Raw genomic sequence first — 22,405 nt, 5'->3', positions numbered from 1 at the left:
AGTTGTAAATTATGAGTAACATAATCCAGGCCCGCAATTTACCACTCCTCGCCCGTAAATCAAAATCAATGCTGAAATTTCACAATTATTTCAATTTATCGTTGTTTTTATGGCGATCTTTATCTCTAACCGATTTTAAATCCATTTTTTTATCAAAAGCTGCCTGTAAATCAATTCCGGTTTGATTCGCTAAACATAAAACAACAAAAACAACATCTGCTAATTCTTCCCCTAAATCTTTATTTTTATCGCTTTCTTTTTCAGATTGTTCGCCGTAACGACGTGCTATAATTCGGGCAACTTCACCTACTTCTTCTGTAAGCTGTGCCATATTGGTTAATTCATTAAAATAGCGAACACCGTGTTGTTTTATCCAGGTATCAACATCCAGCTGTGCATTTTTCAAATCCATGATTATATTTTTTTTAGGACAATTTTTTGATTTTGACTTGCAATAATTTTTTGAAAAATATCTTTCAAACCTTTATACTGCTCCGCTGCAAAAATACTACTGTTAATTTCATTTGTACAACTAATTTGGATTTTGTTTCCGTCGTTAAAAAAATTAAGTGTGTAAACTAAATCATTGTTTTCTGCAGCAACTTTAATTTTTGCCGGCATGGATTCTACCGTATATCCTTGTGGGATTTCAATATTGATATTATATTTTTCCTGAGATTTATATCCAAAACTAACTGGCATTTGTCTTACTTCCTGATTAAAAGGATTTTTTGTACGGGTAAAAAACAAAAGTGGATTTACAAATATTTTTCCGTCAATTATATCAGACTGACTATTTGAATTAAAGTTGAAGGTTTGAATTACAGGATCTTTTATATTTGATTTTTGATTTTCTATTTTGTAATTTGAAATATTCAAATTCCCTAATTGTTCTTCAAATTTCTCTAAATAAGTATCTTGTGTTTTGGTATTATTTTCAACTCTAAACCGATAGGCATCATAATCTGAACGTAAAATTCTCGCTTGTCCGTTCATTTTTCCTTCATTATCTATTTTAACCATCAGGATAAAGTTTTCTTTAGATGGAATTGAAGGCTCTAAATCTATTTCTATAGAAGTTCCGTCGTTTTTTATTAATCGGCCTTTCCAGTTTAAGACATTCAAAGGCAAAATATTTGGTGCTGTATATTTATGTGATGCATCTAATAAAATTTGTCTGCCATCGATTTCAGCAGCGGCAATAACATAGTTAAAACCTGTTCTGGTGGGATAAACCGGAAGTCCGTTTTCGACAGTACTTACTAAAACCGGATTTGCAGTAATACCAGCCATTCTTAACATGCTTATCAAAATAAAATTTATTTCGGCAACATTTCCTGTCTGCTCTGTATATGCTTTTACAACTCCTTTATCTGTATAATAATCATTTATTTCGTTCCAGTTCATTCTGTTCTGAACATAGGTAAAAATAAGATTTAATCTTTCGTTTGGCGATTCAACGTTTCCTGTTAATCTTTTTACATCTTCAATCAAAAACTTATTTTCATTGAGTTCTTTTCCAAAAGTATTTTCTTTAAAAATAGTTTTTGCCACTCCTTCCCATGTCAAAGTATAATCTTTAACGGGCTGATCGGGCATACGGACTCTTTCCAGTTCATGTTTAATCTGGCCTCTGTAATTTTCAATATTATTTACAAAAGGTTCATCTTCGTTTATTGCCGGAATGTTTTTGCCGGAATAAAAAGCATCAATTTGGCGGTATGAAAGCGAATTCGTCTGATTGTATTCATTTTCAAATGTCTGGTTTCCATTAACAAATTTACTTTCTGTTTCAAGCGGAATACCTCCAATTAAAATGGGCTTATAAATATAAAATTCTGGGAGTTCTGTTTTGTAATAAAAATAATTTACCGGAATTTCATATTGAATATCAAAATCAGGAAATTTGACAATATTCTCTGATTTTAAAACATATTTATATTCAATTACAGAACCAGCTTTTACATTAGGAAGTGTAATGGCTTTTTCTTTCCAGTATTTATTAATTTTTTTCTTAAACGAACCTTGATTTTCAAGTTTTGTTTTGATGATTTTACCATCTTCAAGATTGTACGTTACAGCATCAGAAAATTCCAAACGGTCTTCGTTCAGATTTTCATATCCAATATAAAATCGAACTTTCTGATCGGCCCATTTTAAACCTTCTTTCTTATAAATTTTAATTTTGACTTCGCAGACATGATTTGCAGAAAAACCAACCTCTCTGTTATAAGTAAAATAGGTTCTTCCTTTTTTAAACAAAATTGCCGCAGAAGCACTGCTGTCTGCCGGATGTACTTTTTCCTGAAGTTCAGCAACCGTAACTTTTCCTAATTGATAATTTTGTGAATGAACTTTGATGGTAAATAAAAGCAGTAAAAAAATTATTGGTAAACTTGAAAGCTTCATTTTATATTCTTTTTAAGACTATTTTTTCTGTTTGTTTCGCAAGCATAGTTTTATAATATTCTTTTAGCATCTCGTATTTCCCTACAGGAAAAATTGCTTCGTTTATTTGATGCACCATTGAAATCTGTACTTTTTTATCTTCAACCGTGATATCAAATTTAAATACTCCACAATTATCTTCCATAACTACACCTAAGGATTTAGGTAAACTTTCGACCGTAAAATTATCTGGAATAGTTATTATGATTGCATATCGTTTTGCAAAAGGAAAGCCGAAATCTACAGGATATTCTCTTTTTTCCTGTTTGAAAGGATTTTTTTCATCCAGGAAAAACAGCATTGGATTTATATAAATTTTATCTCCAATTATTTCCGAAAGACTGGATCCTGTAAAGGAAAATGTTTCCGAAACCGGTTCCTGAATTTCTTTTTGATTGGTTCTTTTGTAATCGCTTACCTCAATTTTACTATTATCATTTTCAAGTTTCTCTATATAAGATCCTTCATTTTCTTTAGCAATTTTTGTTCTAAAGTTGAAGGCATTATAATCTGAATATTGCCGTCTGGCTTTTCCTTCGATTTTTCCGTCATCTTTGACCTCAAAAACCATAGAAATCAGATCAGTTGAGCTTTTTTTAGGTATTAAATCCACAGTTTCAGAAGTTCCGTCTTTACGAATTAATCTACCTATCCAGTTCAAATCTCTAAAGGGCAGAACATTTATGGCTGAAAATTCATCTGTCGCATCTAACAGCACAACTCCATTTGGAGTTTCGACACCTGCAATTACATAATTGAATCCTTCAGTACTCGGAAAAAAATTAATTCCATTAGATCTTGTGCTTATTAAAACAGGATTTGCCTGTAAGCCAGAGTTACGCAGCATTGCAGTCAGCATTAAATTGATATCTGCGCAATTTCCTTCTTTTTCTTTATATGCTTTTCTTACGCCTTTGTCGCATCCGTAACCTAAACGATTATTCCATTTTATGTTAGATTTTACATAACTAAGAATAGCATTCATTTTATCTTCAGGATTTGTTTTTTCTTCTAAAAGCAGCTTCAGATCATCTTCAAAATAACCTGTTTTATTTAATTCAGGGCCAAAATCTTCGTATTCATAAATTGTTTTTGCAACGGTTGGCCAATTAGTAGAAAACGATTTAAAAAATCCGGGAAGTGAAATTGTTTCAAGTTCGTGCGAAATAGAAGCACAGTAATTTTTTACATTGTTAACATATTCCTCCCTTTTCATTGCAGGCAGATTTTGCAAAATATAAGTAGTTTCTTTTGCCAAATAAGTATAAGTGTGTGCTATTTGAGAAGTTACTTTTGGAATAAAAAAGCCAGTTATATTTTTTTTTAAAACAAAGGCATCAGGTATTATTGTTTTAAATTCTGAATAATTAACCGGGATTTCTTTTTGAAAATCCCAATCGCGAATACCGCCGCCATAGCTTTTAATTTTATATTCGATAACAGATCCTTCTTTTACGTCAGGAAAAGTGATTTTTTTTATCCAATAGTTTTTATTGTTCTTTTCGATAAATTCACTTTCAGGTTTTAATTTAGATTTTACAATCTTTCCTCCTGCCAAATTGTAGGTGAACACATCTGTTAAGCTAATTCTGTTTGTTTTTCCCGCCGGAAATGGAAACTGGGCATTAGCCCAGTCGTATCCTTCTTTTTTGTAGATTTTTATTCGCATCTGAATTGTAGTTTCTGAATCTTCATCATTAATTTCAGAAACTCCTTTGCAAAATAAAACTGCTGCGACCGCTCCAGAATCAAGCGGATGTATTTTTTGTTCAAGTTCAGCAACACTTACTTTTCCTAACTCAAAGTTTTGAGATTGTATCTTTCCTATAAATAGAAAAAACAAGATAAATACTAAACTTGGAAATTTCATACTTAGATTCTTTTTAAAACTATTTTTTCTGTTTCTTTAGCGACCATTGCTTTGTAATAATCTTTTAGCATTTCATATTTTTCAGCAGTTACAATCGCTTCGTTTATTTGGTGTAAAACTGATACCTGTAGAGTATTTCCGTTTGCTGCGATATTAAATTTAAAAATACCCAGGTTATCTTCCATTGTCACCGCTGTTGGAGCAGGTAAAGTTTCAACAGTAAAACCTTCCGGGATTTGAATTGTAATATTGTATTTATCAGCAAAAGGATAACTAAAATCTACCGGATATTCTCTAACTTCCTGTGTAAATTGATTTTTATCTTCTGTAAAAAATAATAATGGATTTACATAAATTTTTCCTCCAATAAGTTCGCATAAATTTGTGCCTGCAAAAGAATAAGTTTCAATAATTGGCAGTAAAATATCTTTTTCATTGGTTTTAGTATACTCACTGATCTCAATTTTATTATTTCGATCTTCCAGTTTTTCAAGATATTCCTCTTCTTTTTGACTGCTAATATTATCTCTGACAACCATAGCATTATAGTCTGTATACTGCCTTCTGGTTTTTCCTGTCACTTTTCCTTCCGGATCTATACTGTAATTCATAAATACGTTATCACCCGAAACTTTTTTTGGCATTAAATCTACTTCTTCAGAGGTTCCGTCTTTTCTAATTAAACGTCCATTCCAGTTCAATGCTCTTAGCGGCAAAACATTTGGAGTCGAAAATTTATCTGTTGCGTCAAGTAAGATATTCCCATTTGGAGTTTCAACCGCTGCAATTACATAATTGAATGCTGTTCGGTTAGGGAATAAAGGAATTCCGTTAGAACGTGTACTTACTAAAACCGGATTTGCTGTTAAACCTGCGTAACGAAGCATTGCTGTAAGCATAAGGTTTATTTCAGCACAATTTCCTGTTTTTTCCTGATACGCTTTTTTAACTCCTTTATCACATGTATAGCTTTGGTATTCATCCCATTTCACTCTAGATTTAACATAATTTAAAACTGTTACTATTTTTTCTTCAGGAGTATTTTTTCCTGCCAAAATGGCTTTTACATCATCTTCAAAATAACCAGTTTTATTTAATTCAGGGCCAAAATCATCATAATCATAAATTGTTTTTACTACAGAATTCCAATCTGACGAATAGGATTTAATTGGTGTATTAGGCCATTTAACAACAGATAATTCATAAGATAAAGCTGCTCTGTAATTATCAATATTGCTTACAAAAGATTCTTCTTTTATTCCTGGTACATTATCAATTACATAAGTTGTTTTATCTTCAAAATAATCTATTTTATCCTGAGAGAATGATGTTGCTCCACCATTACCATGGGCATCTGGTCTCTCTTTACTGGTAAGAATAATTGAAGCACTCTTTCTGTCTTTTGTAACTTTTGGAAAAACGTATCCTTTCTGCATCACATTAAAAACATAATACTCAGGTATATTAGTCGTAAACTCTGAATAATTTACCGGAATATCATATTGAAAATTCCAGTCACGCATCCATGACACATACGGAGATTTAACCGTATACTTAAATTCAATCACAGAACCTTCAACTATATTTGGCATCGTAATTTTTTTACGCCCTAAAAATTTATGTACAAGCTGGTCAAATATTCCATCACTTTTAAGTTTTGTCTTTTCAATTTTCCCATTTACTAAATTAAAAGTATTAGCATCTGATATTTGAATACTTTCTTTTGAATTTCCTGAAATAGTATAATTTATGGTTTGGTTCGCATAATTAGCCCCTTCTTTTTTATATATTTTGATACGGGTTTCTACTTCAGTTGTCAAAACAAATCCGTCATTTTGATTATAGTCTAGTCTTACATTTCCTTTCTTGTAAAGAATTGTAGCGACGGCTGATGTATCGATAGCATGTCTCTTTTCTTTTAGTTCCTCAATAGAAACTTTTCCTAATTTAAATTCCTGTGCAGATGCTTCTGAGATAAAAAGCAATACAATTGCCAGGCTAAAAAATTTAATGATTTTCATTATTATGTTTATTTATTTTTTGATTTTGGTTAGTTCTTGTTTAATATAATTTTGGCATTGTCATTTCTTGAAACCTGTTCCATAAAAAGCCTGTATTCGTCATATTCTTTATTAGAATATTTTCCTTTGTTTAAAAACATAGATCGTTTATAAGTCAATTTGTTATTGTCTTTTTTAATGATCTCGGTTTTGTATTCTCCAAATTTTCCTTTTAATTCAAAATTTGAAGGCAGAAATTCAATAGAAAAACCTGCTGGCAGATTAATCTCAATTTCATCTGTATCTAAATATCCACGCTGAATTAAAAATGGATTTTTACGATTTCTGATTCGTTTAACGTTATCTGAATTTTGATTAAAAGCATCAACAGCAAAAATCATTTTGTTCCCTGAAATCATACCATAATCTGATGCGCTTATTTGTACATCTTCAGAAAAACGAACATTATCTTTGTCATTTGTAAATGCTATTTTACCCAATTTTAAATTATTGATATTGTTCCAATAACTTTTGTAGTGCTTTTCTTTATCAGTAGGCTGCATACTTTCTAATTTATATTTAGAACTATATTGTGACCCTTCTGAAATAATTGAAACTGATCCGGAAAAATTTCCTTTTTCATCTATTGTAAATATTCCTTTGTCAATTTGAGTGTTGCTTTTATCATCGTAGATTTTAGTTCTAATAATTTCTCCGCCATCCGGCTTAATAACTAAAACATCACGATCATCAGTAAATGTTCCCTGATATCCAAACGGATCATCCTGACTTGTACATTCTAACCATGTGTAATTGTTACCATTTGGAATAGATAAAATCATATGATTACCCTGCATGGAAACAAAATCTGCTGCTATATCTGTTTTATATTCATCTCCATATAAAACTGTATTATAAGAAGGAACATCAACTGCGTCTAAAAGTGCTTTCGTATAATTAGTTAATGCTTTACAATCACCATATCCTAAGCGATCAACATCTGTTGCGAGCATGGGTCTCCAGCCCCCAATTCCAACCTGAATACTTACATATCTTGATTTTTTCTGAACAAAATCGTAAACGATTTTAGCTTTCTTTATTGGGTCTTTCTCATTACCCACAAGAGATTTTATTTTTGCTTTTGTTTCTTCAGGTAAATCTGTGGTACCCGCTAATATTTTTTCAGAATACCATTTTCCAAAGTCAACCCAGTCTTTAGCAGTTCCATCAACCCCTTCTAAATGAAATAGCTCTAATCCCATCAAAACCTTTGGAAATAATTCTCCTTTAGACGGACTCAAATCTTCATATTTTTGAGCCTGTATATTTGTTACCGTATATGAAAGCTGTGTATTTATATCTTTTACCTTTTTGATTTTAAAATTTGAAAACTGAAGTTCTTTCTTTTTAAATCCTAAATTTTCAGGGTAAATAACATTTAAGACAGATTTTTCTACGCTTATATTATATCCGTTTAAAGGCATCCATCTCGGAATAAATGCTGTGGACGAGGTTTGAACTTCACTTATAAATTCAACTGTAAATGGATAGGAAACTGGTGTATAGTCGAGATACATATACCTGTTGTCTGAGAAAAGTGTTCCTCCGCCAACAACACTTTGGTCTTTGAAGTCTTTTCTTTTTATTTTTTTTATTTCTTTTCCAAAGGCGTCATAAATTATCGCCTCAATATCTTTAATAGAACTTGATTTGTCATAAAATTCATAAGCATCTGTTGCATCAAACCCTTTTTCATTAAAAACAGTAACAATTCTGTTTGTTTTAATAACCATACTTCGCTGCGATAAAATAGAAATATCTGTCTGATAAAATCGAACAACAGCATTCGCATTTTCTTTTAAGCTATCGGAAATAGTAAGGGCAGAATAATCAATCTTCTGGGCAGAAGAGACAAGGGAAAAAAAGAAAAAAAACAGCCCGTAAAAGGTAAATTTCATTAGTACGTAATTTCGCCAAATATATATTATTTTTAGAAATCCTTAACACTTGTTGAGCTTATTTTTTACTCTTTATTTTTACTGTCTATTACAACCGTTACAGGGCCATCATTTAAAAGATTTACTTTCATATCGGCACCAAAAATTCCGGTTTGAACTTTCTTATTAAACTCTTTTTCTAAAGTTTTTACAAAGTTTTCATACATCGGAATTGCAAAATCCGACTTTGATGCTTTTATATAAGATGGACGATTTCCTTTTTTTGTAGAAGCATGAAGTGTAAACTGACTCACAACAATTATTTCGCCGTCGATATCCTGAACCGAGCAGTTCATAACATCATTTTCGTCGCCAAAAATTCTCATTTTTATGATTTTTCCGACAAGCCAGTCAATATCCTCCTGAGTATCGGCATCTTCAATTCCAACTAAAACCAATAAACCTTTTTTAATATCTGCTGTTTTTTTTCCTTCAATGGTTACGGATGCTTCTGAAACTCTTTGGATTACTACTTTCATTTTTGTTGGAATATGTTTTTTTAAGCCACAGATTAAAGGATTATTTGGATTTTACTTTCTGGATTTAGATGTACAGCTATACATCTCTACAATTGAAATTTGGAATTTGGAATTTTAAAGATAATTTAGAAATTGGAATTAAAAATTTATTTTCTCGTTTCATCACTCGCCGCACGGTCTTCTCCATAAATATCTGTGCGGTAATGCTCTTCATCACCTTCAAGGATTTTAAGGTAGCTATTGTAACGTGACCAGGCAATTTCATCTTTTTCTAAAGCAGCTTTTATAGCACAATGCGGTTCTTCTTTATGCAGGCAGTTGTTGAATTTACATTGATCTTTTAGTTTGAAGAATTCAGGAAAGTAACCGCTGATTTCTGTTGGTTCCATATCGACAATTCCAAAACCTTTGATTCCCGGAGTATCAATAATTCTTGCGTCAAAAGACAGATCATACATTTCAGCAAAAGTCGTAGTATGCTGACCTTGTTTACTTTGTTCTGAAATTACAGTAGTTTTTAAGTGAAGGCTCGGTTCTAAAGCATTAACCAAGGTTGATTTTCCAACACCTGAATGTCCGGAAAACATACTCACTTTTCCGATCATCATTTCTCTCAGTTTGTCAACCCCTTTATTTTCTGTCGATGAAATCCGAAGGCATTTATATCCAATTTCAGTGTAAATATGCTGCAGATAAAGCTGATCGTCTAAAGTTTGTTCTGTAAGTGTGTCAATTTTATTAAAAACAAGGATTGCTTCGATTCCGTACGCTTCGGCAGTTACCAGAAATCGATCTATAAAACTGGTAGTTGTAGGCGGATTATCAATTGTAATCAAAAGAAAAACCTGATCTATATTTGAAGCAATGATATGAATCTGTTTAGAAAGGTTAACCGATTTACGAACGATATAATTTTTACGTTCATGAATAGTATGAATCGTTCCCGTTACAGCATCTGAAGTTTCATCGAGCTCGTAATCTACAATATCACCCACAGCAATAGGATTGGTACTTTTAATTCCTTTTATTCTGAATTTACCTTTCATACGGCATTCCACAAAATCTCCTTTTTCAGATTTCACGGTATACCAGCTTCCTGTAGATTTATAAACGGTTCCTGTCATTCTTTAATTTTAGATTTGCGATTTTAGATTTTAGATTAAACCTTAAATCTCTTGCAAAGATAAATGAATATTTCTAAACATGGCCCAAGGTTTCAACCTTGGGAGACAAAGATTATAATATGTCTAATTCGTTTAAAGATTGTGAACATATATTGCGCCCCCAAGGTTGAAATCTATAATTAAAAATATTTTCAAACATAGCCCAAGGTTTCAACCTTGGGAGACAAGATTGTTATTATGCGTAATGCGTCCAAAGATTGTGAACATATATTTCGCCCCCAAGGTTGAAACATTGGGCTATATTTTAAAACAAAAAATCCCCACTGCTTCTTTAACAAAGCGATGGAGATTCTTAAAAAACAATCTATTTTTAATTAATGTTATAAGAAAACTTTAAATCAAAATTTATAAAAACTGAATTTCTCTTATAGCACTTATATGATTTAAAGAAAATTATGCGTTGAAAATTTTCTCCTGGTGACCAATACTTTCCTGGTGAATTGCTTTGAACATTCTTAAAACGAATTCTTCAGTAAGACCTTTTTTCTCACCTTCCAAAATCATTTTCCCTAAGATTTCGTTCCAACGGTTGTTTTGAAGAATGGCAACGTTAGCATCTTTTTTCACCTGACCAATTTCGTCAGCAACTTTCATACGTTTTCCTAAAAGTTCTAATAAATTAGCATCCAAAACATCGATGTTAGCTCTTAGTTTTTTCATTTTTTGGCTGTACTCATCTGTAGTGTCATCCGTTTTTCTGATAGTCAAATCTTTGATGATTTGTTTCAAAGAATCTGGAGTAACTTGTTGCGCAGCATCAGACCAGGCGTTGTCCGGATCGTAGTGCGTTTCGATAATCATACCGTCGTAATTCAAATCTAAAGCCTCTTGAGTTACTTCAAAAATCATTTTACGATCTCCAGTAATGTGAGATGGATCGATGATTAATGGTAAATCAGGGAATTTATTTTGCAATTCGATAGCAATCTGCCACTCTGGAATGTTTCTGTATTTTGTTTTTTCGTAAGTAGAGAAACCTCTGTGAATTACACCTAATTTCTCAATTCCAGCCATGTGTAAACGCTCAACACCACCTAACCATAAAGCTAAATCCGGGTTTACAGGATTTTTAACCAAAACGATTTTATCTGTACCTTTTAAAGTATCTGCAATTTCCTGAACTGCAAAAGGGTTTGCCGTTGTACGTGCACCAACCCATAATACGTCGATATCATGTTCCAAAGCCAGTTTACAGTGAGCTGCAGTCGCAACTTCAGTACCCATTAATAAACCAGTTTCAGCTTTTGCTTTTTGTAACCATTTTAATCCGATTTCACCAACACCTTCAAATCCTCCCGGACGCGTTCTTGGTTTCCAGATTCCAGCTCTGAAAACGCTTACTTTAGAATCTTTTAATTCGTGAGCGATTTTCAAAACCTGATCTTCCGTTTCTGCACTACAAGGTCCAGCTATCACAAGTGGGTGATTTAAATTGAAATCTTCTAACCACTTTCTCATTTCTTTCTTATTTTCCATCTTAATTTATAGTTTACTTTTTAATTGTTAATCCGTTTAATATCTCTTTTATTTTATTTGTGCTTTCCATTTCTTCAAAAATGGCATTGTAATTTTCATCTTTCAGCAAATCCCTAAACCGACTCAGATTTGTAATATATTCTTCTAAGGTTTCCAGAACGTGTTCTTTATTTTGTTTAAAAATCGGGGTCCACATGGCCGGCGAACTTTTTGCGAGACGAACAGTACTTTCAAATCCACTTCCCGCCATATCAAAAATATCCTGTTCGTCTTTTTCCTTATTCATTACTGTTTTCCCCAGCATAAACGAACTAATATGCGACAAATGCGAAACGTAAGCTATGTGTTTGTCGTGAGAAGTCGGATCCATATATCGAATCCTCATTCCGATTGCCGTAAAAAGATTTAATGCTTTTTCCTGCAGTTTGAAAGTGGTTTTTTCCACTTCGCAAATGATATTCGTTTTTCCCTGAAACAATCCTCTTATTGCTGCCGATGGTCCGGAAAACTCTGTTCCGGCAATCGGATGTGTAGCGATAAAATTTCTTCTTTTCGGATGACTGGCTACCGCTTCACAAATTGGTTTTTTAGTCGATCCCACTTCAAAAACAATTGTTTTGTCTCCAACAGAATCCAGTACTTTTGGTAAAACTGTCAGCGCGACATCAACCGGAACCGAAACAATTACAAAATCGGCATCCTTCAGATCTTCCATTTTCCCTTCCTGATCAATAACTCCTAAATCAATGGCTTCCTGCACATGTTTTTCGTTATTGTCAATCCCGAAAATAGTCGCTTCAGGATAACGCCCTTTAATGTCTAACACCATCGAGCCACCAATTAATCCTATTCCTATTACGTATACTTTCATATTCTTTTTTATTTGAAGCTGTTTCCAGATCTTTTTTCATTTGTCACCCTGAGCGAAGTCGAAGGGCGTTCCAATTGGCACGGGCTTCGACTCCGCTCAGCCTGATAATCTTTGACAAAAAAATCTAAAATCTTGATTCTTAAATCTTAAATCTTAATACTTAAAATCTATCTATCGCTTCTTGTACTTTTTCTTCTTTCACACACAATGAGAATCTGATATATCCTTCGCCGTTATTTCCAAAAATAGTTCCCGGCGTGATGAAAATATGTTTCTCATATAATATTTCGTCAATGAACTTCTCTGCTGATTGGATTCCTTCTGGAAGCTTGGCCCAAACAAATAATCCAACTCCTTCTTTATACACTTTACAGCCTAATTTTTCTGCCAGCTTTTCGGTTAATTCTCTTCGGTGTCTGTAAATTTTATTTTGATCTTCAAACCACGATTTATCACATTTTAAAGCCGCAATCGCTCCTTTCTGAATTCCGTAGAACATACCGCTGTCCATGTTGCTTTTTACTTTCAGAACTGCATCGATGATTTCTGGATTTCCTAAAACCATTCCAACTCTCCAACCAGCCATGTTGAACGTTTTACTTAAAGAGTTTAATTCTAAAGCCACATCTTTTGCATCTTCAACCTGTAATAAACTCATCGGATTATCATTCAAAACAAAACTATACGGATTGTCATTGATCAATAATATGTTGTGTTTTTTAGCAAAAGCTACCAATTTTTCAAATAACGCTAAACTTCCTCTGGCTCCTGTCGGCATGTGCGGATAACCCAGCCACATTATTTTTACTTTCGAAAGATCCAGTTTTTCTAAAGCTTCAAAATCCGGTTCCCAGGCATTTTCTTCTTTTAAATCATAATAAACCGGAACCGCTCCTACCAAATTGGTTACCGAAGTATAAGTTGGATAACCCGGATTCGGAATCAAAACGTGATCGCCTTCATTTAAAAATGCCAGCGAAATATGCATAATTCCTTCTTTTGAACCCATTAATGGTAAAATCTCATTATTCGGATTCACTGCAACACCAAACTGATCCTGATAAAAATCCGCCATCGCCTGTCTCATTTCCGGTAATCCCTGATAACTCTGATAACCATGCCCGTTTTCGTCCTGAATTGCCGCAGCGACTGCTTCAATTACGGCGCTTGACGGACTCAAATCAGGGCTTCCAATTCCCATATTGATGATCGATTTTCCTTCAGACATCAGTTGTCTCACTTCTCTCAGTTTTGATGAAAAGTAGTATTCTTCAACTGTGTCTAATCGTTTTGCTGTTGTAATCATGATTTTATTTATTCTCTTTTCAATTTCTTGTTTTGTCCTCCTGAGCGAAGTCGAAGGACTTTTTTATTGTAAAGCTCTTATTAACTTTGAAGGGCTTCGACTCCGCTCAGCCTGACAACTTTCATTACAAATTTGGAATTTTAAAAATTCAATTTTGCCATCTATGGCCTCGTATTTCTATATTCTCCAAGCACTTTAAAATATTCTGCCATTATATTTAATAGCGCTTTTGCTTTTGCGTAATCTTCGTATTTTTCGAAAGTCACATCGACAAAAAACGAATATTTCCAGGGCGTTTCAATTTTTGGCAGCGACTGGATTTTTGTCAAATTCAGTTTGCAGTCACTCATTACATTTAAAACTGCCGCCAGACTTCCTCTTTTATGATCCAATTCAAATTTTACAGAAGCTCTGTTAATTTCGCTTTCCGGCAAAAATGAATTTTGCTTTTTGATGATCACAAAACGGGTCATATTATTTTTGATCGTTTGAATAGATGGCGCAATAATATCCAGATCATACATTTCAGAAGCTGTTTCACTTGCAATCGCTGCAATCCCGGTGAGCTGTTTTTCCTGGATTCTTCTGGCTGTTTCTGCTGTATCTTTATCTTCAACCAATTTAATATTTGGATATTGTTTCAAAAAATCCATACACTGCAAAAGTGCCATTGGGTGTGAATGAACTTCTTTTATATCTTCAATTTTCTGACCTTTTAAAGCCATTAAATTTTGCTGAATGTTTAAATAATGTTCTCCAATAATGTGAAGATTATTTTTGTCGATCAAAGCATAATTCGGTATAATCGGACCTGCAATCGAATTCTCGATCGCCATAACCGCCTGATCAGATTTTCCGGCAATAAGGCTGTCGATCAATTCTTCAAAAGAAAGACATTCATCAATATCCACGTTTTCAGAGAAATACTCCTTCACAACCTGATGATGAAAAGATCCTTTAATACCTTGTATTGCAATTTTCGCTGTCATATAGTCAAAAAAAAATCCTGATTTGCATCAGGATTGTATATTAGTTTTATTTGTCTTAAATATTTCTCAAATAACCATAGCACAATCCTGACTTCTACTAAAGAAGAAATAAAAATTGTTGCTAAAATAAAAACGGTTTGCTGCCATTTTGTTTGTGTTATTTTGTAAATTCTTTGCGAATGTATAAATTATTTTTAGTGCACCAAAAAAAAGATTGCATTTTATGAAACAAAAAAGGATTTCTTAACAAATTTAGGATGATTTGTATGATAATATAAAAATATGGGTTTAAAATAAGATATTTATAATTGAGATTGAAAGTTTCTAAAATTGAATTATCTTTTATTTTCTAAGTTATCATTATAGCTTTTCAATTTGTCTCTTATTAATTTAGTTGAAAGAGTGATTCCTGAGCTTAATCGTTGTTCCCTAGACACGCAAACATTACTTTCATTCTTATGTCTAAATTTCTTGGGTAATTTCACTAAACTTGCTTTGTTAAATCTCCAGCCAAGTTTATTTAGAGCTAAAAACAATTGTCTATCAATATAGTAATCAAGTTCTTCAGAATATTTATACAAGTTAGTATAGATAAATGATGATATCCAACCATCCTGCATATTAATTATTTTTTTTAAGAGGGAAAAAACTGTATGATTGACTTTACCATTACACGCATCTCTAATTTTCGATTTTAATCTTTCAAAATTGGCTAAAGACGGATAAATGTCTACTCCATCAAAAGTTACAGAAAGAAAAGTCAAAGACTCAACATCAATCTTAATTATCTTAGTCTTTTCACCTTCTTCTAAACTATGAATATCTAATTTTAACTCTTTTAAAATTTCACAACAATCTAAATAAGCTTGTTCACATTGTTCCTTAGTTTTACAAAGAATTACAAAATCATCTGCATAACGAACTAATTTGTAATCTTTTTTAACAAGAAATTGATCAAAAGGCGAAAGAAATATATTAGAAAGCAGTGGTGATAAAGGATTTCCTTGTGGTATACCTTTGTGTACATCTTTAAAATTAGATTTTTCTTCATCACTAAAATCTTCTAAACCTTTAAGTTCCTGATTTAATGCTTTTTCTAATAATTTATTAATAGATTCATCTTGAAGTTTAGGATATATGAAGTTACTTAACAAATCTTCCTTATTAACCGTTCCAAAAAAATTTATTAAATCTGCCTCTAAAGAATATACATAACCATTTCTGTAATGTTCAATGATTTTGAAAATAGCATCTTTTGTCCCAAGTTTTTTTTGATATGCAAAACTATAACCATTGCTTTTTTCAATAACATTTTTAAATAAGTTTTCAAGCTCAATCGCGATAACTTTCAATACAATTCTATCTGAGACTTCAGGAATTTGTAATGGTCTAAATTTTCCATTATTCTTTGGAATCAAAACGGCTCTATTGGCCGAGAAAAAATATTTACCTTTTAATAAAAGAGAGGATATAGAAGCAATTTTATCATCTTTATTTTTTTCAAAGTCTTCAATTGTTTCTCCAGAAAAACCGTGTGAAGATTTATTAGTTTTATCTAAATTATCCCAAGCTTTTTTTAAAGACTCAACTGAAGATATTTTTTCTAATAATGTTTTTGACATATAACTATATGATTGTAAAGACCCTTAGAATAACAATTTGTTAGTATGACAGACTCCACAAAATGAGTACAGAACCCTTTAATGAAATGAATAGCCAAACAACGAATGAAGTTCGAACTAACACTTTAGAAAGGTGTTCTTGGGCAATCCTGACGAAAGATTGAAGAGCCAATCTAAAGTCGAACGCTAACTTAAACCGAAATCTAAGTCGAAACTCTTGGGCGTTAAAGACTGCATTTTTTTGGTTTGCTGGGTTTTCTCCAGTTCTGAATTCGATATTGTATTCATAGTTTTCAAAATTAAGTTTTTTCCTGACATATGAAACTTTTTTCAAAATTCCGCATGTTTTTTGAAATCCGCAGCTTTCTGCCTGTCCGCCTCACTAAATAAATAGCTTGGTGCCAATGTTTCTATAGGTTTCTGTCTGTCATACACAGTGGCATCAAACGAGATAGACACAGAACCCTTTAATGAAATGAATAGCCAAACAACGAATGAAGTTCGAACTAACACTTTAGAAAGGTGTTCTTGGGCAATCCTGACCAAAGATTGAAGAGCCAATCTAAAGTCAACCAAATTAATTCAAAGAACTAAATTTTAAATTAGTTAAGTTTCTCTTTTTTTACCATTAATTTAAAAAGAAAAACTTAACTATATATTTTATTACAGAATATTAACTTCCACACATTTCACAATCCTCAGGATCTGCAGCTTGTGCTTTTAAAAGCATCGCTTTGTAATCCTCAACGCTGATTGATTCTGTTTCTGCAACTAATGATGGAGCTGTTTCTTCTTTTTTATCGTTGTTTAATGTGAATTTAATCGCATCTACAGCTGCTTTTGTTCTTAGGTAATACATTCCAGTTTTTAAACCAGACTGCCAAGCGTAAAAGTGCATTGACGTTAGTTTAGAATAGTTCGCATCCTGCATGAACAAATTCAACGATTGAGACTGGTCAATAAAGTATCCTCTTTGACGAGACATATCGATAATATCTTTCATCGACATTTCCCAAACTGTTTTATAAAGCTCTTTTAAGTCTTGCGGAATAACATCAATATTTTGAACAGATCCATTATGACGCATGATTTCTTGTTTCAACGTTTCGTTCCATAATCCTCTTTCTACTAAATCGTGAAGTAAATGTTTGTTTACTACGATAAATTCTCCAGACAATACACGACGCGTGTAAATATTTGAAGTATAAGGTTCGAAAGCTTCATTGTTTCCAAGAATTTGTGAAGTCGATGCTGTTGGCATTGGCGCTACTAATAATGAGTTACGAACTCCATGTTCCATAACTTCTTTTCTTAACGAAGCCCAGTCCCAACGACCAGATAATTCTTCATCTTTCATTCCCCACATGTTGTATTGGAATTCTCCTTGTGACATTGGAGAACCTTCAAATGTAGAATATGGCCCTTCTTCTTTTGCCATTTCCATTGAAGCGGTTACAGCAGCAAAATATAATGTTTCGAAAATCTCCTGATTCAGTTTTTTAGCTTCATCACTTGTAAAAGGCATACGCAGCATAATAAAAGCATCAGCCAAACCTTGCACTCCTAATCCTACCGGACGGTGGCGCATGTTTGAGTTTTCAGCTTCTTTAACCGGATAATAGTTTCTGTCGATTACTTTGTTCAGGTTACGGGTTACACGTTTTGTAACATTGTAAAGTGCTTCGTGATCAAATTTTCCGTTTTCAATGAACATTGGCAGGGAAATAGAAGCCAGGTTACAAACTGCAATTTCATCCTTAGAAGTAAACTCCATAATCTCTGTACACAAGTTAGAAGAACGAATTGTTCCTAAATTCTTGTGGTTCGATTTACGGTTTGCTGCATCTTTGTACAACATATATGGCGTTCCGGTTTCGATTTGCGATTCAAGGATTTTCTCCCATAACTCACGAGCGCGGATTGTTTTTCTTCCTTTTCCTCTAAATTCGTAATCTGTATATAAAGCTTCAAATTCTTCTCCGTAAACATCATATAATCCAGGGCACTCATTTGGACACATTAAAGTCCAGGTTGAATCTTCCTGAACACGTTTCATGAACAAATCTGAAGTCCACATGGCGAAGAATAAATCTCTCGCACGCATTTCTTCTTTTCCTGTATTTTTCTTTAAATCTAAGAATTCAAAAATATCAGCATGCCATGTTTCGATGTAAATAGCAAAACTTCCTTTACGTTTTCCGCCACCCTGATCTACGTAACGAGCAGTATCATTGAAAACTCTCAACATCGGAACAATTCCGTTTGAAGTTCCGTTTGTACCGCGAATGTAAGATCCGGTTGCACGTACGTTGTGAATAGAAAGTCCAATTCCGCCTGCCGACTGCGAGATTTTTGCTGTTTGTTTCAAAGTATCATAAATACCATCAATACTATCATCCTGCATTGCCAAAAGGAAACAAGAAGACATTTGTGGTTTTGGAGTTCCTGCATTGAACAACGTTGGCGTTGCATGCGTAAAGAACTTTTTAGACATTAAATCGTAAGTTTCAATTACCGATTTTAAATCGTCTAAGTGAATACCAACAGAAACACGCATTAACATGTGCTGCGGACGCTCTACGATTTTTCCGTTTATTTTAAGAAGATAAGAACGCTCCAGGGTTTTAAAACCAAAATAATCGTAATTAAAATCTCTTGTATAAATGATATGAGAATCTAAAAAAGCAGCATTTTCCTGAATCACTTTATAAACGTCATCTGCGATTAAAGGTGCTTCCTGACCGTTTCTTGGATTTACGTAGTGATACATATCTTTCATCGTTTCTGAGAAAGATTTTTTTGTATTTGAATGTAAATTTGAAATCGCCACACGAGCTGCTAATTGTGCATAATCAGGATGTGCAATAGTCATAGATGCCGCAGTTTCTGCTGCAAGATTATCAAGTTCAGAAGTCGAAACCCCATCATACAATCCTTCGATAACTCTCATCGCTACCTTAACCGGATCTACAAGCTCATTCAGGCCATAACACAATTTTTTGATTCTTTCTGTAATCTTGTCAAACATTACAGGCTCTCTGTGTCCATCTCTTTTTACTACATACATAAGCTTACTTTTTAAGTTATTGAATAAATGAAAGTAACTAGAAAACGAATTCCAGTACTTAAACATTGCGTGTTTTTAAATTATTTTTCGAGAATTACAGAATTCTCAATAGCTGCCCTTTCCCAATTTGAATATCAAACCGAAAAGCCGTTAAAATTGCTATTAAACCTCCGATTTGGGTGATAGAAGATTTAACCTAAAATGTTCTGTAAAATTAATTTGGGCATTAGATAAAATTATCCCAAATTAAAAAAATGCTGTTGTTCTAAAAATCTGCGTCAAATGAAATTTTCTGAGCATCGCTGTCTGTGTTCATTACTCCAGATTTTTGATACTCGGCAACACGTTTTTCAAAGAAATTAGTTTTTCCCTGAAGCGAAATCATGTCCATGAAATCGAATGGATTTGCAGATCCGTATACACGTTCGCATCCTAATTCAACTAAAAGTCTGTCGGCAACGAACTCTAAGTACTGTGTCATTAACGCAGCGTTCATTCCAATTAAACTTACAGGAAGAGATTCAGTCACAAACTGTCTTTCGATATCCAGTGCATCAACAATAATTTCTTTGATTCTGTCTTTTGGTACTTTGTTTACCAAATGGTGATTGTGCAGGTGAACCGCAAAATCACAATGTACGCCTTCGTCACGGGAAATCAACTCATTAGAGAATGTTAAACCTGGCATTAAACCACGTTTTTTCAACCAATAAATTGAACAGAAAGCACCGGAGAAAAAGATTCCTTCAACAGCAGCAAAAGCAATAAGTCTTTCAGCAAACGAATCTGACTCGATCCATTTTAAAGCCCATTCTCCTTTTTTTGCAATAGCAGGAAAAACTTCCAAAGCATTAAACAATTCTGTTTTCTCAGCTTCGTCTTTAACGTAAGTGTCAATTAATAAAGAATACGTTTCACTATGAATATTCTCCATCATGATTTGAAAACCGTAGAAAAATTTTGCTTCTGCATATTGAACTTCATTTACAAAGTTCTCAGCAAGATTTTCGTTTACGATTCCGTCAGAAGCAGCAAAAAATGCTAAAATGTGTTTAATGAAATATCTTTCGTCATCATTAAGTTTATTGTTCCAATCTGTCAAGTCCTGATGCAAATCGATTTCTTCAGCTGTCCAGAAACTAGCTTCCATTTTTTTATACCATTCCCAAATATCATGATGTTTGATAGGAAAAATAACGAAACGATTTTTATTTTCTTGTAAGATTGGTTCTACTTGAGACATGACAATTTTTGTTAAATTTTTATACCGAAATTTTACTAATTCAGTAGACTACAAAGATTGTCAATTATCGCTAAAAATGAAAGTCAAACTTATTCACAATTTGATGTAGTTTTTAACAACGGCAAATTTTGAAACATTTTTCATACAATAATCAATTCGCTGTAAATGAAGCAATTAAAAACGCTCATTATACCTTGAAGCCCCGTAAAATATAGACTTTTAAATATAAAAAGCAAGAAATTTTAAATTGTTTTAAAAAGTTTTTCCGGAGTTAAAACTTTATTTTTTTGAGTTAAAATACAGCTTCGCAAAAGGGTATTTTTTACACTTTAGTTTTTAAGAATTTTTAAGTTCGCTGGCTACTTTTTCGAGCTCCATATACCAGTCTTCTCCAAAACGGCGAATCAAGGCTTCTTTCACAAATTTATACACAGGAACTTCCAATTCTTTTCCTAACGAACAAGCATCATCGCAAATATCCCATCGGTCGTAATTTACTGCAGCAAATTCTGTGAAGTCTTTTACGCGAATTGGATATAAATGACAGGAAACAGGTTTTTTCCAATCTATAATTCCTTGGTTATATGCCTGCTCGATTCCGCAAAGCGCGGTTTTGCCGTCAAAAATAACATAAGCACAATCTTTATTATCGATAAGCGGTGTTTCAAGATCGCCGTCGGTTCCGGTTACCCAGGTTCCCTGCGCTTCAATTGCATCAATTCCTTCTTTTCGTAAAAAAGGTTTTACTTTTGGATAAATTTCCTCTAAGATTTTAGTTTCAGCCTCATTTAAAGGCGCGCCCGCATCTCCATCAACGCAACAAGCCCCTTTACAGGCAGACAAGTTGCACACAAATTCTTTTTCCAGAATATCTTCTGAAATAATAGTTTTACCTAACTGAAACATGATATTACAATACTCTTATTTATAAAGTGCAAAGATAGTCAAAGAAAGCAGATATTCTCTGGTAAAAAATTTTAACGAAGATCTACACAAAAGTAAACCGTTGTAATATGGGGTCTGCATTTAAAAAAAGCCTTGCAGCGTTTGAAAAATCTTTTATGAGCTTTGCGGTAAAACCTGGTATACATTCTTATATATATAATTCTAACCAGCAATTGTTACAAATATCACTTTTTTAAACCTTAAACTATGTTTTTATAACAAAAATACAAGCTGTCAAAAAAACACCTAACTTTATTATCTACTTTTGCAGAAATTTTTAAATCCTCAAAATCAAAGCGATATGTTAGAAATCGATTTTAAAGAAATCATCACAGTAAGCATGGTACTTTTTGCAGTAATTGATATTGTAGGTTCAATTCCTATTATTGTAAATCTAAGAGCAAAAGTGGGACATATTGAATCTGAAAAAGCATCAATTGTTGCGGGTGCCATTATGATTGTTTTTCTTTTTGTTGGAGAAGGAGTATTAAACCTTATTGGTATAGATGTGCATTCGTTTGCCGTTGCCGGATCTTTTGTATTATTTTTTCTGGCACTGGAAATGATTTTAGGAATCAGGATCTATCGCGACGAAGAACCCGGATCTGCTTCTATAGTTCCTCTTGCTTTTCCTTTAATCGCCGGAGCAGGAACAATGACTACTTTGCTGTCGTTGAGATCGCAATTTCACACCATAAATATTATTATCGCAATTCTGCTTAATATAATATTGGTATATGTTGTTTTAAAATCTTCTAAAAAAATTGAAAATTTACTAGGAGAAAACGGACTTGGAGTTGTCCGCAAGACATTTGGAGTAATACTTTTAGCAATTGCTGTTAAATTATTCGCCGCTAATGTTAAAGGTTTATTTGTCTAAGATTTATTTTTATACTTTTATCCCCAAT

Annotated in this window: 16 protein-coding genes; 1 reads left to right on the top strand and 15 read right to left on the bottom strand. The window is 33.1% G+C overall.

What is annotated here, in order from left to right; genetic code table 11:
• Window positions 1-85: 85 nt before the first annotated feature.
• The 15 genes from ASE21_RS09215 to ASE21_RS09140 all read right to left on the bottom strand — a co-directional run bounded on the left by ASE21_RS09215 (window position 86) and on the right by ASE21_RS09140 (window position 21,458).
• A complete protein-coding gene (locus tag ASE21_RS09215) occupies window positions 86-412 on the bottom strand; it encodes a nucleotide pyrophosphohydrolase (protein WP_057122293.1) in 327 nt (108 codons plus the stop codon).
• 2 nt (window positions 413-414) lie between these two features.
• On the bottom strand, window positions 415-2,409 hold the full coding sequence (locus ASE21_RS09210; protein ID WP_057122292.1) for a DUF3857 domain-containing protein: 1,995 nt from the start codon (window positions 2,407-2,409) through the stop codon (window positions 415-417).
• 1 nt (window position 2,410) lies between these two features.
• Window positions 2,411-4,318 carry a DUF3857 domain-containing protein gene (locus ASE21_RS09205; protein WP_057122291.1) on the bottom strand — a complete coding sequence of 636 codons (1,908 nt, stop codon included), beginning with the start codon at window positions 4,316-4,318 and terminating at the stop codon, window positions 2,411-2,413.
• A gap of 2 nt (window positions 4,319-4,320) precedes the next feature.
• Window positions 4,321-6,339, bottom strand: coding sequence for a transglutaminase domain-containing protein (locus ASE21_RS09200; RefSeq protein WP_057122290.1), 2,019 nt, complete (start codon window positions 6,337-6,339; stop codon window positions 4,321-4,323).
• 29 nt (window positions 6,340-6,368) lie between these two features.
• Window positions 6,369-8,276 carry a DUF3857 domain-containing protein gene (locus ASE21_RS09195; protein WP_057122289.1) on the bottom strand — a complete coding sequence of 636 codons (1,908 nt, stop codon included), beginning with the start codon at window positions 8,274-8,276 and terminating at the stop codon, window positions 6,369-6,371.
• Between the two features lie 65 nt (window positions 8,277-8,341).
• Window positions 8,342-8,794, bottom strand: a complete 453-nt coding sequence (dtd, locus tag ASE21_RS09190; RefSeq protein ID WP_057122288.1) for a D-aminoacyl-tRNA deacylase — start codon at window positions 8,792-8,794, stop codon at window positions 8,342-8,344.
• A 146-nt stretch (window positions 8,795-8,940) separates the two neighbouring features.
• Window positions 8,941-9,918, bottom strand: coding sequence for a ribosome small subunit-dependent GTPase A (rsgA, locus tag ASE21_RS09185; protein WP_057122287.1), 978 nt, complete (start codon window positions 9,916-9,918; stop codon window positions 8,941-8,943).
• Between the two features lie 453 nt (window positions 9,919-10,371).
• On the bottom strand, window positions 10,372-11,454 hold the full coding sequence (locus tag ASE21_RS09180) for a bifunctional 3-deoxy-7-phosphoheptulonate synthase/chorismate mutase type II (protein ID WP_057122286.1): 1,083 nt from the start codon (window positions 11,452-11,454) through the stop codon (window positions 10,372-10,374).
• 13 nt (window positions 11,455-11,467) lie between these two features.
• Complete coding sequence (locus tag ASE21_RS09175) at window positions 11,468-12,325, bottom strand: prephenate dehydrogenase (protein ID WP_057122285.1); 858 nt, start codon at window positions 12,323-12,325, stop codon at window positions 11,468-11,470.
• A gap of 160 nt (window positions 12,326-12,485) precedes the next feature.
• Window positions 12,486-13,631 (bottom strand): pyridoxal phosphate-dependent aminotransferase, encoded by a 1,146-nt coding sequence (locus ASE21_RS09170; protein WP_057122284.1) that lies wholly within the window; start codon window positions 13,629-13,631, stop codon window positions 12,486-12,488.
• A 161-nt stretch (window positions 13,632-13,792) separates the two neighbouring features.
• Entirely contained in the window at window positions 13,793-14,620 is an 828-nt protein-coding gene (locus ASE21_RS09165; RefSeq protein ID WP_057122283.1) for a prephenate dehydratase, read from the bottom strand.
• A 335-nt stretch (window positions 14,621-14,955) separates the two neighbouring features.
• The gene (locus ASE21_RS09160; protein ID WP_057122282.1) at window positions 14,956-16,242 is read right to left on the bottom strand and encodes a reverse transcriptase domain-containing protein; all 1,287 of its coding nucleotides are present in this window, start codon (window positions 16,240-16,242) and stop codon (window positions 14,956-14,958) included.
• 673 nt (window positions 16,243-16,915) lie between these two features.
• On the bottom strand, window positions 16,916-19,309 hold the full coding sequence (locus ASE21_RS09150) for a ribonucleoside-diphosphate reductase subunit alpha (protein WP_057122280.1): 2,394 nt from the start codon (window positions 19,307-19,309) through the stop codon (window positions 16,916-16,918).
• A 265-nt stretch (window positions 19,310-19,574) separates the two neighbouring features.
• On the bottom strand, window positions 19,575-20,552 hold the full coding sequence (locus ASE21_RS09145) for a ribonucleotide-diphosphate reductase subunit beta (protein ID WP_057122279.1): 978 nt from the start codon (window positions 20,550-20,552) through the stop codon (window positions 19,575-19,577).
• A gap of 336 nt (window positions 20,553-20,888) precedes the next feature.
• Window positions 20,889-21,458, bottom strand: coding sequence for a DUF3109 family protein (locus tag ASE21_RS09140; RefSeq protein WP_057122278.1), 570 nt, complete (start codon window positions 21,456-21,458; stop codon window positions 20,889-20,891).
• A 340-nt stretch (window positions 21,459-21,798) separates the two neighbouring features.
• Here ASE21_RS09140 and ASE21_RS09135 point away from each other — a divergent pair, with 340 nt between their 5' ends.
• Window positions 21,799-22,377, top strand: coding sequence for a MarC family protein (locus ASE21_RS09135; protein WP_057122277.1), 579 nt, complete (start codon window positions 21,799-21,801; stop codon window positions 22,375-22,377).
• Window positions 22,378-22,405 lie beyond the last annotated feature (28 nt).

Source organism: Flavobacterium sp. Root901 (genome assembly GCF_001429765.1).
GTDB lineage: Bacteria > Bacteroidota > Bacteroidia > Flavobacteriales > Flavobacteriaceae > Flavobacterium.
Note: the sequence above shows the minus strand (reverse complement) of the source record. Positions and strands in the feature narration are given on the sequence as shown.

What these genes read in the sequence shown, in the direction of transcription:
- ASE21_RS09215 (WP_057122293.1), bottom strand. Translation starts at nt 412, where the DNA reads ATGGATTTGAAAAATGCACAGCTGGATGTTGATACCTGGATAAAACAA.
- ASE21_RS09210 (WP_057122292.1), bottom strand. Translation starts at nt 2,409, where the DNA reads ATGAAGCTTTCAAGTTTACCAATAATTTTTTTACTGCTTTTATTTACC.
- ASE21_RS09205 (WP_057122291.1), bottom strand. Translation starts at nt 4,318, where the DNA reads ATGAAATTTCCAAGTTTAGTATTTATCTTGTTTTTTCTATTTATAGGA.
- ASE21_RS09200 (WP_057122290.1), bottom strand. Translation starts at nt 6,339, where the DNA reads ATGAAAATCATTAAATTTTTTAGCCTGGCAATTGTATTGCTTTTTATC.
- ASE21_RS09195 (WP_057122289.1), bottom strand. Translation starts at nt 8,276, where the DNA reads ATGAAATTTACCTTTTACGGGCTGTTTTTTTTCTTTTTTTCCCTTGTC.
- dtd (WP_057122288.1), bottom strand. Translation starts at nt 8,794, where the DNA reads ATGAAAGTAGTAATCCAAAGAGTTTCAGAAGCATCCGTAACCATTGAA.
- rsgA (WP_057122287.1), bottom strand. Translation starts at nt 9,918, where the DNA reads ATGACAGGAACCGTTTATAAATCTACAGGAAGCTGGTATACCGTGAAA.
- ASE21_RS09180 (WP_057122286.1), bottom strand. Translation starts at nt 11,454, where the DNA reads ATGGAAAATAAGAAAGAAATGAGAAAGTGGTTAGAAGATTTCAATTTA.
- ASE21_RS09175 (WP_057122285.1), bottom strand. Translation starts at nt 12,325, where the DNA reads ATGAAAGTATACGTAATAGGAATAGGATTAATTGGTGGCTCGATGGTG.
- ASE21_RS09170 (WP_057122284.1), bottom strand. Translation starts at nt 13,631, where the DNA reads ATGATTACAACAGCAAAACGATTAGACACAGTTGAAGAATACTACTTT.
- ASE21_RS09165 (WP_057122283.1), bottom strand. Translation starts at nt 14,620, where the DNA reads ATGACAGCGAAAATTGCAATACAAGGTATTAAAGGATCTTTTCATCAT.
- ASE21_RS09160 (WP_057122282.1), bottom strand. Translation starts at nt 16,242, where the DNA reads ATGTCAAAAACATTATTAGAAAAAATATCTTCAGTTGAGTCTTTAAAA.
- ASE21_RS09150 (WP_057122280.1), bottom strand. Translation starts at nt 19,309, where the DNA reads ATGTATGTAGTAAAAAGAGATGGACACAGAGAGCCTGTAATGTTTGAC.
- ASE21_RS09145 (WP_057122279.1), bottom strand. Translation starts at nt 20,552, where the DNA reads ATGTCTCAAGTAGAACCAATCTTACAAGAAAATAAAAATCGTTTCGTT.
- ASE21_RS09140 (WP_057122278.1), bottom strand. Translation starts at nt 21,458, where the DNA reads ATGTTTCAGTTAGGTAAAACTATTATTTCAGAAGATATTCTGGAAAAA.
- ASE21_RS09135 (WP_057122277.1), top strand. Translation starts at nt 21,799, where the DNA reads ATGTTAGAAATCGATTTTAAAGAAATCATCACAGTAAGCATGGTACTT.